Origin of the sequence: Labrenzia sp. PO1 (assembly GCF_012273635.1) — a bacterium.
Taxonomy (GTDB): Bacteria; Pseudomonadota; Alphaproteobacteria; order Rhizobiales; family Stappiaceae; genus Roseibium; species Roseibium algicola.
Genome location: NZ_JAAXCR010000006.1, coordinates 283,192 through 295,837, shown reverse-complemented (window position 1 = coordinate 295,837; position 12,646 = coordinate 283,192). Strand labels below are relative to the sequence as shown.

Annotated in this window: 11 protein-coding genes; 8 read left to right on the top strand and 3 right to left on the bottom strand. The window is 59.7% G+C overall.

The features are described from left to right. Window positions 1-55 precede the first annotated feature (55 nt). From HCG46_RS26655 to HCG46_RS26620, 8 genes are all read left to right on the top strand, one after another. Window positions 56-1,408 (top strand): ATP-binding protein, encoded by a 1,353-nt coding sequence (locus HCG46_RS26655; RefSeq protein WP_353621843.1) that lies wholly within the window; start codon window positions 56-58, stop codon window positions 1,406-1,408. A gap of 249 nt (window positions 1,409-1,657) precedes the next feature. Then, window positions 1,658-2,095, top strand: a complete 438-nt coding sequence (locus HCG46_RS26650; protein ID WP_055658695.1) for an RT0821/Lpp0805 family surface protein — start codon at window positions 1,658-1,660, stop codon at window positions 2,093-2,095. Between the two features lie 192 nt (window positions 2,096-2,287). Next, complete coding sequence (locus HCG46_RS26645) at window positions 2,288-3,727, top strand: hypothetical protein (RefSeq protein ID WP_209009638.1); 1,440 nt, start codon at window positions 2,288-2,290, stop codon at window positions 3,725-3,727. Window positions 3,728-3,885: 158 nt separating this feature from the next. Beyond that, entirely contained in the window at window positions 3,886-5,019 is a 1,134-nt protein-coding gene (gene ccmI / locus HCG46_RS26640) for a c-type cytochrome biogenesis protein CcmI (protein WP_168687979.1), read from the top strand. A gap of 62 nt (window positions 5,020-5,081) precedes the next feature. Then, window positions 5,082-5,531: a cytochrome c maturation protein CcmE gene (gene ccmE, locus HCG46_RS26635; RefSeq protein WP_055658701.1), complete on the top strand. Its 450-nt coding sequence runs from the start codon at window positions 5,082-5,084 to the stop codon at window positions 5,529-5,531. Window positions 5,532-5,565: 34 nt separating this feature from the next. Beyond that, the gene (locus HCG46_RS26630) at window positions 5,566-7,551 is read left to right on the top strand and encodes a heme lyase CcmF/NrfE family subunit (protein ID WP_022997829.1); all 1,986 of its coding nucleotides are present in this window, start codon (window positions 5,566-5,568) and stop codon (window positions 7,549-7,551) included. A gap of 4 nt (window positions 7,552-7,555) precedes the next feature. Next, window positions 7,556-8,041: a cytochrome c-type biogenesis protein gene (locus tag HCG46_RS26625; RefSeq protein ID WP_077290392.1), complete on the top strand. Its 486-nt coding sequence runs from the start codon at window positions 7,556-7,558 to the stop codon at window positions 8,039-8,041. Between the two features lie 139 nt (window positions 8,042-8,180). After that, window positions 8,181-9,431 carry a bifunctional alpha/beta hydrolase/OsmC family protein gene (locus HCG46_RS26620; RefSeq protein ID WP_168687978.1) on the top strand — a complete coding sequence of 417 codons (1,251 nt, stop codon included), beginning with the start codon at window positions 8,181-8,183 and terminating at the stop codon, window positions 9,429-9,431. Between the two features lie 25 nt (window positions 9,432-9,456). On the opposite strand, the gene HCG46_RS26615 is transcribed toward HCG46_RS26620, so the two are convergent. From HCG46_RS26615 to HCG46_RS26605, 3 genes are all read right to left on the bottom strand, one after another. Next, the gene (locus HCG46_RS26615; protein WP_022997826.1) at window positions 9,457-10,536 is read right to left on the bottom strand and encodes a DUF2336 domain-containing protein; all 1,080 of its coding nucleotides are present in this window, start codon (window positions 10,534-10,536) and stop codon (window positions 9,457-9,459) included. A gap of 230 nt (window positions 10,537-10,766) precedes the next feature. Continuing rightward, entirely contained in the window at window positions 10,767-11,429 is a 663-nt protein-coding gene (locus HCG46_RS26610) for a 5-formyltetrahydrofolate cyclo-ligase (protein WP_168687977.1), read from the bottom strand. A 39-nt stretch (window positions 11,430-11,468) separates the two neighbouring features. Beyond that, complete coding sequence (locus HCG46_RS26605) at window positions 11,469-12,578, bottom strand: HPP family protein (RefSeq protein WP_168687976.1); 1,110 nt, start codon at window positions 12,576-12,578, stop codon at window positions 11,469-11,471. Between the last annotated feature and the right edge of the window lie 68 nt (window positions 12,579-12,646).

The window sequence follows — 12,646 nt, the reverse complement described above, 5'->3', positions numbered from 1 at the left end:
CAACGGGGACGGCCGGCCCGTGAACCGGCCTCAGCGGTCGCTTGCCGCACGTCTGGTGTTCGTGGCGGCTGTATGGTCCACCATCGCGCTCGCCATCGCCGGGGTGTTCCTGGTGAGCCTTTATGAAAGAGCGAGCGAACGGGCGTTTGACGCCCAGCTCGAGGTTCATATCAAGGCACTGATTGCCGAAATGCTGGCAACCAATGCAGATGCCAGTGCTGACAAGGCAACCGCAACCCTGACTGCGCCGACCTACCGCGGCGATCCCCGGTTCTCCCTGCCACTGTCCGGCTGGTACTGGACGGTTCGACGCGCCGACAGCCCGTCGATCCTCTATGCATCGGAGTCGCTGGTGGGGGATCCGCTGAACACGCCGCCGATTGGACAGGACGACGCCAACGCCGGGTTCATCGTCGGGCCGACCGGTGATGAAATTCGCGTGCTCCAGCAGAGAATTACCGTTGAAGACGCGGCCTACGTGATTGCCGTCGGTGCTGCAACAGCAGGGTTCTGGGCGGATATCTTCGAGTTTGCGCGGCTTGTGGCCATCACGCTTTGCATTGTCGGTCTCGGGCTGATTCTGGCGATCTTCCTGCAGGTGAAATTCGGCTTGCGGCCACTTGCGCGCTTGCGTGCGTCGCTTTCGGCCGTTCGACAGGGCGAGGCCGAACGCATTGACGAGGCCCTGCCGCGCGAGATCGCGCCGCTGGCGGTGGAACTCAACGCGCTCATCGTGTCGAACAAGGAAATCGTCGAGCGGGCACGCACCCACGTCGGCAACCTTGCACACGGTCTGAAGACCCCACTGTCGGTCATTTCAAACGAGGCAAGGGCGTCCGGTGGTCCCTTGGCGGACAAGGTGTCCGAACAGGCATCGATCATGTCGACCCAGATCCAGCATCATCTGGAGCGGGCCCGCATGGCGGCGCAGCGGCGGGTCATCGGTGTTTCATGCGAGACCGAGCCGGTTCTTGCCCGTCTGATCCGGGCCATGGGCAAGATCTATCAGGACAAAGGCGTTGATGTCGGTTTCGCGCAGTCCGGTCAGATCCGCTTTCGAGGCGAAAGCCAGGACCTGGAAGAAATGAGCGGCAACCTGATCGACAATGCCTGCAAATGGGCAGGTTCGAAGGTGCGGGTTCAGGTGGCCCCGTTGAACGATCCGGCCACGAACCGGGACATGTTCACGATCACGGTCGAGGATGATGGGCCCGGACTGACGCCTGAACAGCGCGCCGAAGCCATCAAGCGTGGTCGGCGTCTGGATGAAACCGTGCCGGGAACAGGTCTTGGCCTGTCGATCGTGGCAGATCTCGCTGCCCTTTACGGCGGCACCTTCGATCTTGAAAGTTCCTCGCTCGGAGGCCTGAAGGCACGTCTGGTGCTGCCGGCACTCAGCAAGGAATAGGGGATTTACCAAACGTTCGCTTGGGCCGCCCTTGCGGGACTGTGATAGGATGTGATGCAAATAGCGGAAACAAAGACACGGTTGTGGCCAAGTTCGGCCACAAATTGAAAATAACACTGATTCATCGACCGGTTTGCGCCGGTTTCACGCCTTCTAGTGCAGTCGTTTTGCGCTAGCCTTTGGAAAATGGTCAGCAATCGGATTTCAGCTGCTTCTGGTTGAAATTCGAAGAACTTGGAGCTTTCAAGAATGCGTCTTCGCGGTGCCTCGTGTCTTGCTCTTGCCTTTGCTTTGGCAGGTTGCTCCATGACGTCCGGGTCGAGAGACAGCAACACTTGGGGGTCCTTTTTCGGTGACCCGAATGCGAATGTTTCCGGCTCGGAAGCGAATACGGCCATTTCGGTGCTGGTGAACAACGAGTTTGGGGACGCGCTTGAACCGTCTGACCGCAAGGCAGCCGAAGATGCCCAGAGCAGGGCCCTGCGCGCGCGGGGCCTTGGGGTTTCGGTTGCCTGGCAGAACGAGCGTACCGGCCGCAGCGGTCAGGTCCGTCCCGGACCGGTCTATTTCGTCAACGAGACCAGCTGCCGCGAGTTTACGCACGAGATGGTTCTCCAGGGCCGCACCTTGCAGGCGCGCGGCACGGCGTGTGAAACCGACCAGGGTGCCTGGCAGGTGATCGGCTGAACCAGCCGGCGCGGAAAGGGTTCAAAGGGAGACAGTGTTCTGCTGATGCTGTCCGAAGCCCTTTAAGTTCCCGGTATTTATTCTCAACACTTGCTTAAGTCTTCTAACGTTAAACTCGCGGTAACTAGGATCGCGATGTTGACGCTGTGAATGACATATTCGGACCAGCTTGAAACCAAAATCAAAACCTACTTGCGTAGTCTGAGCCCCAAGGCGGTTGAGGCTCTGGTCCGCAATTTGGAACGCGCCAAGGTTCAAAAACACGCTGATCCGCATATCCAGCTCGTTCTTGCCGCAGCCGTGGCACTCATTCGCAAACCGCAGCCGGTTGCACCGAGCATGCCGGGCGGCGCTCAGCGACGCAATCAGATCCAGCGGATGTTCTTCACGCCGCTGGATGATTTTCTGATCAACGAAATGCTGCCACAGCGGCAGGAGGGCCGAATCCAGCGAGGCATTCTCGACCGTGTCTGGAACTGGCTCGGTCGTGATGTCATGGCTGCCGACATTCGCCTTGTGCTGGAACAGGCCGGAAATTTTGCCGTTAGTGGTGAGCGTGTGGATGCCCTGGTGCAGGCTCTGCGCTCGCGTGCCGTGGACGCCATCGGCGACATGCTGCGCCGCGCGGAAACGTCCGACAAAGACAAGCGCCGAATGGCAATCGAACTTGGCGGCGAACGTGGTATCTCCGAAGTCAGGGACATCCAGAAGATCTTTGCGGCAGAACGTTGGCTGGTTCCGTTCCTGCAGAACATACCGGATCGCATCAACGAGCATCGGTTGAAGCAGGATACTGAGGTGCTGCGTCTCGTCGACAAATGCACCGCACGATTTCCCGACCATGTTCCGGTGATCGCCGCCGCGCTGGTGGACCGCTCGGACATGCCTTCGGCCTTGTGTGCCTTCGCCGGACGTCTGGCAGGTGACCCTGACCCCAAGGCAATTGCTCGTTCGCAGTTCGCACCATTTGTTGATGTGGTCATGAGCGAGGCCGAACGTCTGCAGATCCTGGCGTTCGAACATCGCAACAACAATCCGGACCCGGTGGCCTTTTCTCAGGCGCTGTCGGAGTACCACTTGTTGGTCCGCGGAGTTGAACGTGACATGGATCTGTCGGTCACCGGCAGGTGGCACAAACGTCTGGCGGAAACCAAACGCAGCATCTCCAGTGTCGTCACCCGGGAATTGAACAGCGCCCACAGCAGTGTGCGGCGCGCCCTGCAGGTGCCGAAATTCGACAAGGACGGCAAACTGCAGATCGACCAGATCGCGATTGATGACGCCGTGCGTACGTTGCGCGTGGTCGCAATGGTTCGGAACGCCTCCGAGACCTTCGCCGTCAACGAGATCGGCAAAAGTACACGCCAGGCAGTCGAACAGACACTTGAAATCCTGACCCGTTCTCTGATCACCGATCTTGGCAAATCCAAGGGACCTGCGCTGGAGGCACAGATTGCGGCAGCCGACGTCGCCATCATGCTGTCGGAGATCTATTTCGGCACGGATTACGCCGCGCAGCTGCGCCGCAGTCGGCAATCCGCCTATGCAAAAGCGAGCAAGAACGCGGCCGATGCCAGTTCCGGCCCCAGTCCGGAACGCAAACTTGTCGCCAATGCTCTTGGCCGGCGCTGACGGTTCCCGCTAGGCCCTCAATGTCGGCGTATTGCAAAGCCGGTTGCCGCAATGGTTTTGAAGGTCTGGCCTCATTCACCGATTTGTTTGCGCCGCGACCGCCGGTCACATCCCAGCCACCTTGCTTTTGTCCGCATTGAATTGTCTATAGTGCGGCCATGGTGTTCTGGATCCTGATTGCCCTGTTGACCGGGGTTGCGACATTGTCGGTACTTATTCCTCTATCGCGCACACGGCGCCATCAGGAGGATGCACCGGCGCGTGCGGACGAAGCGGTTTATCGCGAGCAGCTTGCGGCGATCGAGACGGAACTCGAACGGGGCCTGATAGACGCCGAAGCAGCCGAGGCAGCGCGAACGGAGATCGCGCGCCGTCTGCTTGCAGCCCACGACAGGGGCGACAGCAAAAAACAGGACGGCTCCAAGGGGGGAAGCTTCAAGCTTGCGCAGGGGTTGTCCCTGCTGGCGGTGCCAGCCTCAGCTTTCGGACTTTATCTTGTTCTTGGCTCTCCCGATCTTCCCGACCAGCCGTTGCTCAGCCGTCTGAGTGCACCGGCAGAAGAACAATCCGTCGATCTTCTGGTTGCCCGTGTTGAACGGCATCTGGCGGAAAATCCGGAAGATGGACAAGGCTGGGCAGTCATTGCTCCGGTCTACCTGTCGCTCGGTCAGCCTCAGGCTTCTGCGAAAGCCTATTCCAATGCAATCCGCATTCTCGGGCCGAACCAGGCCTGGCTCACCGATATGGGCGAAGCCCTGACAATTGCAAACCAGGGTCTGGTTACAGCCGATGCCCGTGCCGCTTTCGAGCAGGCCGTGTCGCTGGAACCCGCAGCCGTAAAGCCACGATTCTTTCTCGCACTGGCGCTTGGCCAGGAAGGCCGCAAGGAAGACGCGATTGCTGCTTGGCAGGCTCTCCTTCAGGGCGCTGATGAGACCCAAGCCTGGGTTGGGGCCGCACGCCAGGAAATGGCCCGGCTGACAGGCGGCGCACCGGTTGGCAACAGTTTGCCGGGACCGTCCCAGGAGGAGGTTTCTGCCGCCAGCGAAATGGCCGCGGATGACCGTCAGGCCATGATCGCCGGCATGGTTGCCGGCCTTGCCGAGCGTCTGTCCACGGAAGGTGGATCGGTGGATGAGTGGAACCGGCTGATCCGTGCCTATATGGTTCTGGGTAAGAAACAGGATGCGGAAAAGGCTCTTGAGGAGGCGCTGTCGGCATATGCGGACAAGCCGGAGGACTTGTCCATGATCAAGGACGCTGCCAGCCAGCTTGGTCTAACTGACGGTTGAGCGGCAGACCTGCCGCAGGCGGCGCAGTTGCGCCGGGGAATTGAAAATCGGACGCTTCGCTGATGACACGCAAACAAAGACGATTGACCCTTATCGGTTCGGCTGGCGCGGTTCTGGCCATTGCCCTGACGCTGATTCTGATCGCGCTGAGAAGCGAGATCGTGTTTTTCCAGAGCCCGACCGAAATCACCCAGAACGGCGTTGCGCCCGGGCAGCGGATCCGGCTCGGTGGCCTGGTCGAGGAAGGCTCGGTCGTGCGCTCCGACAATGCCGAAGTCAGCTTCCGTGTAACCGACACGGCCAATACGGTTGCCGTCACCTACAAGGGCATCCTGCCGGATCTGTTCCGGGAAGGGCAGGGCGTGGTGACCGAGGGGGTCGTCGGTTCGGACGGAGTTTTCGTTGCGGACAGTGTGCTGGCCAAGCACGATGAGAACTACATTCCCAAGGAAGTGGCCGAAGCGCTGAAGGCGCAGGGACACTGGCAAGGTGAAGAGGGCAACGCGAACTGATTGTTCGCAGTGCCGGTGAGGAAGAGGAACGGACATGATTGTCGAATTCGGACACTACGCACTTGTGCTGGCCTTCGCGCTGACACTTGTCCAATCCGTTCTGCCGATCTGGGGGGCGCTCCAGAAGGATGAACGCCTGATGGCGGTGGCGCCGCCGGTTTCGGTGATGCTCTTTCTCCTGGTCCTTCTGTCCTTTGTGGTGCTGACGGGCGCTTATCTCAATTCCGATTTCTCGGTGCTGAACGTTGTCGAGAACAGCCATTCGGCAAAACCCCTGCTCTACAAGTTCACCGGCGTATGGGGAAACCATGAAGGCTCTATGCTTCTGTGGGTGCTGATCCTGGTTTTCTTCGGTGCTCTTGTTGGCGTCTTCGGGGGCAACCTGCCGGCCGACCTGAGAGCGGTGACATTGTCCGTCCAGGGCTGGGTTACCGCGGGTTTTGTCCTGTTCCTGCTGGCAACGTCCAACCCTTTTACCCGGATTGCAAATCCTCCGCTGGAAGGGTCTGACCTGAACCCGATCCTGCAGGACATCGGCCTCGCCATTCACCCGCCTCTGCTTTACGTCGGGTATGTCGGCTTCTCCATCACCTTCTCCTTTGCGGTGGCTGCACTTATCCTCGGCCGTATCGATGCGGCCTGGGCACGATGGGTGCGGCCCTGGACATTGCTTGCCTGGTGCTTTCTCACGCTCGGCATCGCGATGGGCTCCTACTGGGCATACTACGAACTTGGCTGGGGTGGCTGGTGGTTCTGGGATCCGGTCGAAAATGCCAGCTTCATGCCCTGGCTTGCGGGCACGGCTCTGCTGCACTCGGCAATCGTCATGGAAAAGCGCGAGGCGCTGAAGGTCTGGACGGTACTGCTGGCGATCTTCACCTTTTCCCTGTCGCTTCTCGGCACCTTCCTGGTGCGTTCAGGCGTCCTGACTTCGGTTCATGCCTTTGCCACCGACCCGGCCCGCGGCGTCTTCATTCTCGGCCTTCTGTGCATCTTCATCGGCGGATCGCTCAGCCTTTACGCCTGGCGTGCACCGATGTTGAAGCAGGGAGGGCTGTTCGCACCCATCAGCCGGGAAGGCGGTCTGGTGCTGAACAACCTGTTCCTGACCGCTGCCTGTGCAGCCGTCTTTGTCGGCACGCTCTATCCGCTGGTGCTTGATGCCGTCACTGGCGAGAAGATTTCAGTCGGTGCACCCTTCTTCAACCTGACGTTCGGTCCCCTGATGGTGCCGCTGCTCCTGGCAGTGCCTTTCGGTCCGATCCTGTCCTGGAAACGGGCTGATCTTGGGGCGGCCTGCCAGCGGCTTTATGCGGCTTTCGGTCTTGCCCTGTTGCTGACACTGGTCACTTACTGGGCCTGGGGCATGGACAAGGTGCTGGCGCCGCTTGGTGTCGGGCTGGCGGTCTGGGTCATGGCGGGTGCAATTTCCGAAATCGTGACCCGTGTCAAATTCTTCGAAATAGGCTTCAAGCGCGGGTTTGCCCGTCTTGTTGGCCTGCCGGGATCTGCCTGGGGAACGGCCACTGCCCATTTCGGCATCGGCCTTACTGTGCTCGGCATTGTCACGGCTTCCGCGTTTCAGGAAGAACGTGTCCTCACAATGCGTCCGGGCGATGTTGTCGAACTTGCCGGATACCAGATGACCTTCGAAGGCGCCGCACCGCGCCGCGGTCCGAACTACACTGAAGAAGTCGGTCACTTCTCCATCCGTCAGGGCGGAACCCTGGTGGCCGAGCTTGACCCCTCCAAGCGCATTTACACGGCGCGCCAGATGCCGACAACGGAAGCCGGTATCTATACGACAGGGTTTTCGCAGGTCTATCTCTCGCTCGGTGAAGGGCGCGGCGATGGCGCTGTCGACGTGCGCGTATATTTCAAGCCGCTGATCACCCTGATCTGGATTGGCTGTGTGATCATGTCCCTCGGTGCGGTGTTCTCCATTGCCGACAGGCGGCTGCGCGTGGGGGCTCCGAAACCGGCCCGCAAACGTCAGCAAAGTGTGGCAGCGGCGGAGTGACCGGATGATACAGCGTCTATTCCTTGCCCTGCTGCTCTGTGTGAGCCTGCTTGCCGCACCGGCTCTTGCCGTTGCGCCCGACGAAGTTCTGGACGATCCGGTACTGGAAGGCCGTGCGCGCGCACTGTCAGCTGGACTGCGCTGCATGGTCTGTCAGAACCAGTCCATCGATGACAGCGACGCGCCGCTGGCCAAGGACCTGCGCGTCCTGGTACGCGAGCGACTGGTCGCCGGCGACAGTGACGAGCAGGTGATCGATTACCTTGTGTCCCGCTATGGCGAATTCGTACTGCTGAAGCCTCGCTTCGCCTGGCATACCATCGTTCTGTGGGCCGCGGGCCCCGTTGCCCTCATTGCGGGTCTGATTGCGATTGTTGCAGCCCTGCGCAAGCGTGCTCGCAATCGTGCTGCTGCTAATGATGTCTCCGCTCCCAAGCTGACCGCGGAAGAGGAGCGTAGGCTGCAGGCGCTGCTGGACAAGGCCGACTGACACTTCCGGCCGTTCGTTTTCGGTCTCACCAGCTGCATACCGTTCAAGATCTGCGGTCACTGTGTTCACACCAATGCGTGACTTGCATGACGGGCAGGTGTGCTTACCTGTGGCCGAGTGAACGCATGGAGGCAGAAGAATGGGACAGCACCCGCTGAAACTGAAGTTTGACGGCGCGCACGACGCAAGTCTGGCGGCCCGGTTGGATCTGCCGTCTGGCAAGATCAGGGCTTTCGCCCTGTTCGCGCACTGCTTTACCTGCTCCAAGGATATCGCTGCCGCCCGCCACGTTGCCAGTGCGCTCTCACAAGAGGGGATTGCCGTGCTCCGGTTCGATTTCACCGGCCTCGGCGGCAGCGGCGGCGATTTCGCCTCAACCGGATTTTCCTCCAACGTCGAAGACCTGAAGCGGGCGGCAGATTATCTGCGCCGCAACTATCAGGCTCCACAGCTCCTGATCGGCCATTCGCTCGGCGGGGCCGCGGTTCTGTCCGTTGCCGCCGACATTCCCGAAGTGCGGGCCGTCGTGACGATTGGCGCTCCCTCCGACGCGGATCACGTGATCCGAAGCTTCAAGGGAGTGGAAGAAACGATCCGCAAGCAGGGCGAAGGAGAAGTTTCTCTCGAAGGGCGCAACTTTACCATTCGCAAGGAGTTCCTGGACGATCTGGAAGCCCAGTCGGTTCGTGACAAGGTCGCGGGTCTCGGCAAGGCGCTTCTCGTGATGCATGCCCCGCTCGACGAGGTTGTCGGTATCGACAACGCCACCAGCATTTTCGTTGCCGCAAAGCATCCCAAGAGCTTCGTGTCGCTCGATACGGCCGACCATCTTCTTTCAAAGAGCCAGGACGCGGCCTATGCGGCACGTGTGATTGCCGGTTGGGTCGGGCGTTATCTCGATCCGGTAGCGGAACAGGCCGGCGACGAAGCGAAGGATGGTGTTGAGGTGGTGGAGACCGGCCAGGGCAAGTTTCAGGTCATGGTCACGAGCGGCGTACACCGGATGATTGCCGACGAACCCAAGGATGTCGGTGGGTTCGACAGCGGCCCGTCGCCCTATGGATATCTGTCCGCCGCACTCGGGGCCTGCACGGTCATGACGTTGCGCATGTATGCTGAACGCAAGGGGCTGGATATCGAACGGATCGGCACTCGTGTTCTGCACGGCAAGGTGCACGCGGCCGATTGTGAAGAGTGTTCGGAAAGCGTGAAGTCGCGGAACGGCAAGATCGACCGGTTCGAGCGCTTGATCACGCTGGAAGGCAACCTTGACGAAGCAACGCGGACCCGGCTTCTGGAGATCGCCGACAAATGTCCTGTTCATCGCACCCTGGAAGCGGGCGCTGCGGTGGTCTCGCGGGAAGTGTCGCCCGACAAAGCAGAGGCGTGATCTGACGGGAAGCGGGGAGGCGGCCTCAGGCCGCCTGGCCTTCCAGGGTCTGCAGACGGATCTTCATGAAGGACAGCAGACGGCGCGCGTCGCGGTCTGACAGCGACTGGTAGTCGTTCGCCCAGTTTTCCGCCGTCGACTGCGGCTGCTTGTTGTGCATCGCCCGGGCCTTGCACAGCGCATTGTAGTCCGCGTTTTCCACTCCCATGGCACGGCACAGAACCGCCACACCGGTGGAATCGTAACGCACCATGACATTGGTGACGTATTTCTGCTCCAGCCCGGCCATTTCCGCCAGCAGGAAGCAGATGTCGAACAGGTTGTTGGACAGCGACAGCTGCGTGATCGCCTTGCTGAGCGAACGTTGCCCGGCCCGAATTTCCTTCAAGGTGACCTTCGCATTGATACGGGTCGCCTTGCGTTCCAGCTTCGAGCTGGCAACAACCTTGCTGGCCTTGTGGAAGAGATCCTGGATCAGGGTTTCGTTTTCCTTGCGCAGCTGGCGGATCTTCGCCTGCTGAGCCTCAGGCATCTGGTTGATCAGTTTGTCGTAGTCGGACTCGGTAATGTCCGCGCGCTCCATCATGGCGTCGCGGATTTTCTCGTCCTTTTCCGCCAGCTTGATCAGCAGGCGAGAGCCCCATTCGGAAAACTCCGCACCGGAGTTGGCAGCAACAGATTGTTTGACCGGGTTCTCGCCGCGTTCCAGCAGGACATCGGTGACATTGGCCTCAAGATGCTGGCGTTTCGAGATCGCCAGCAGGTGCCCCTGGCCCATGGTCTTGGCCAGCCGCAGGATATCCTCGGTCTTGAGCGCATTGGAGGACGTCAGCATCGGCCTGGCGATGTCGATCTCTTCTCGGGCAAGCTCATAGGCGACCTTGTTGGACGTGTCGTCTATCGGCGCCAGCTGTTCGGATATCGCTTTCTTCTGTTCAGGCTCCATGGTGGGAAGCATGCTTTCCAGCACCGTGTTGAACAGGGCGATTTCTTCTGTCTGGTAGCTGTTCGCGCCACGCACAAAAAGCTCGGTAACGTGTTCCACCAGTTGGTGGCGTTTTTCCGGGGTGCTTTCCTGAGCGAGATTGAGAAGGTCGTTGAGCATATTTTAGCTGTCCGTTTTTCTTGCAACAGGACTACCGCAGAGACAGTTTACAACTGTCTAAAGCGCAGGATAAAAAAAGGATAAATCTATCGCGCCATCCGTATTAATTACAGGATAAGACTGACATTTTGCGCGCTTATGCGTGCCTCAAGCGTGTTTACTTTATTCGATAAAGTCTCTGGGAGACCCCGCACGGATTTGCACTAGGTAACTACTGGTTGAAGAAAGTGTCATTTTCCCTGTTCAACTTCCAAAGGCCCGGTGTCCAGAACGACCTTGTCCATTGGCACATCCCAGGGCATTGGAAAGATGGAGTTGAGACTGCAGAACGCGAACCCGATCCCGATGGTCAGCGGTTTGGCCGGCAGCGATGCCAGCGTGCGGTCGTAGTAGCCGCCACCATTGCCGAGGCGGTAAAAGTGGGCGTCGACACCAACCAGGGGCGCGATCACGACCTCGGGCACCTGCGATGAACCTTCTTCGGGAACGGGAATGTTCCAGAGGCCTCGCACCATCTTGCAGCCTGGCTGCCACGGGCGAAAGACCAGCGGGGTCTGCTTTTCGAGAACGACGGGTAGAAGAACTGTCCTGCCCGAGTTGCAAAGCTCCTGCATCAGGGGGCGAAGGTCCGGTTCTCCACGGATTGGCCAGTAGAGCGAGATCCTCTGATAGTCGACTGCTTCAAGGACGGGGCGAAGCTGATCGATCAGCGCAGCGGTCTTTGCCGCCCGCTCCGTGCTGGTCAGTCCCTTTCGCTTTTCATAGAGGCGGCTGCGCTCAGATTTGCGGAACCGGCTGACATCGCGAAAGGTTTCCTGATCTACGACAAATCCGCCCACCAGCATGTCGGCGTAGCAGACAGGGTCTCCCGGCAGGTCGTCATCTTGGCTCATTCAGGAAAATTCCCTTCGCGTCCCTGTGCTTTTACCGCGTCAGGCGGCCTTTCTGTCCGTTGCGGGCCAGACCAGGGCCTCAAGCAGGAGTGAACGGGTCAGAAAACCTTCGAACACTCCCTCCTGGCATACCGGAACATGATCCAGATTATCGCGAACCATCACATGCAGGGCATCACCAAGCGGCAGAGTGCCGTCGAAAGACGTCACCGGAGCATGCAGGAGGTCGCGAGCGAGGGGAGGGGCGAAGTTCGATCCGTCACCGAAGCCTTTGCTCAGGACGCGTAGCAGGTCGCGCTGGTTGATGAGACCGGCAAGATGGCCGTCAGCATTCACGACTGCGACTTTGGATGTTTCGGACTGCTGCAGTTTGCTGAGGATTTCCTGTAGAGACGCGTCTGGAGCTACATGAAGGTGTTCCAGGGCGATCGCATCTGCACAGGCTACCCCTTCGAAGGGAGGCTGTATCAACTCTGCCTCGACAGCGGCCACAAGCCGGGCAAGATCGACAGCACCGAGGTTGGTCGACTGGTGAAATTTCGACAGCAGGTCCGACAGATTTTCCTCGGTCAGGCCAAGCCGCCGCATTGGTGGTGGCCCGCTTTGCGAAAGGCTTGTCCGGAACGGATATTTCCGACCGGAGAAACGATGAAACACAAGGCCGGATGCCACCAGTACACAAGTCATCACGGCTGTATTGAAGACGATCATCAGCGCGCCTGTTTCTGTCAGAAGCTCAGGCGACAAGCCAATCAGCAAGGCGACAGCTCCGCCAGGCGGATGCAGAGCCCGGCCGAGCATCATTGCGGCAAACGCAAGCGCGACAGCCAGAACCGGCGCGGTTTCCAACGGCAGCAAGGCAAGCGCCACCACACCACACACCGCCGACAAGGTGTTTCCCAGAATTGCGGACCAAGGCTGTGCAAGCGGGCTGTTTGGTACGGCAAACACCAGTACGGCAGACGCACCAAGAGGCGCCATCAGAAACAGCGGCAGGCCGCCATATGCATGCATCAACCACACCATCAGGGCGCATGCGCCGATACCGACAGCGCCGCCCGCCATGGCCAGAAACGCTTCGGTTGGTTGCGGCCAAGGCAACGCCGGGGCGAACGCGGTTCTGAAGGTCGGTTTGGGATCGATGTGCATGAAGTCGCCTGAAAAATATGCAATTGCACAAGTTCTAGGCGAAAAATCCGAAATTGACTTGGATTTTG

Bases quoted from the DNA above. Each gene is read 5' to 3' on its own strand.
- HCG46_RS26610 (WP_168687977.1), bottom strand. From the start codon at position 11,429: ATGAGCCAAGATGACGACCTGCCGGGAGACCCTGTCTGCTACGCCGAC.
- HCG46_RS26650 (WP_055658695.1), top strand. From the start codon at position 1,658: ATGCGTCTTCGCGGTGCCTCGTGTCTTGCTCTTGCCTTTGCTTTGGCA.
- ccmE (WP_055658701.1), top strand. From the start codon at position 5,082: ATGACACGCAAACAAAGACGATTGACCCTTATCGGTTCGGCTGGCGCG.
- HCG46_RS26630 (WP_022997829.1), top strand. From the start codon at position 5,566: ATGATTGTCGAATTCGGACACTACGCACTTGTGCTGGCCTTCGCGCTG.
- HCG46_RS26605 (WP_168687976.1), bottom strand. From the start codon at position 12,578: ATGCACATCGATCCCAAACCGACCTTCAGAACCGCGTTCGCCCCGGCG.
- ccmI (WP_168687979.1), top strand. From the start codon at position 3,886: ATGGTGTTCTGGATCCTGATTGCCCTGTTGACCGGGGTTGCGACATTG.
- HCG46_RS26625 (WP_077290392.1), top strand. From the start codon at position 7,556: ATGATACAGCGTCTATTCCTTGCCCTGCTGCTCTGTGTGAGCCTGCTT.
- HCG46_RS26620 (WP_168687978.1), top strand. From the start codon at position 8,181: ATGGGACAGCACCCGCTGAAACTGAAGTTTGACGGCGCGCACGACGCA.
- HCG46_RS26615 (WP_022997826.1), bottom strand. From the start codon at position 10,536: ATGCTCAACGACCTTCTCAATCTCGCTCAGGAAAGCACCCCGGAAAAA.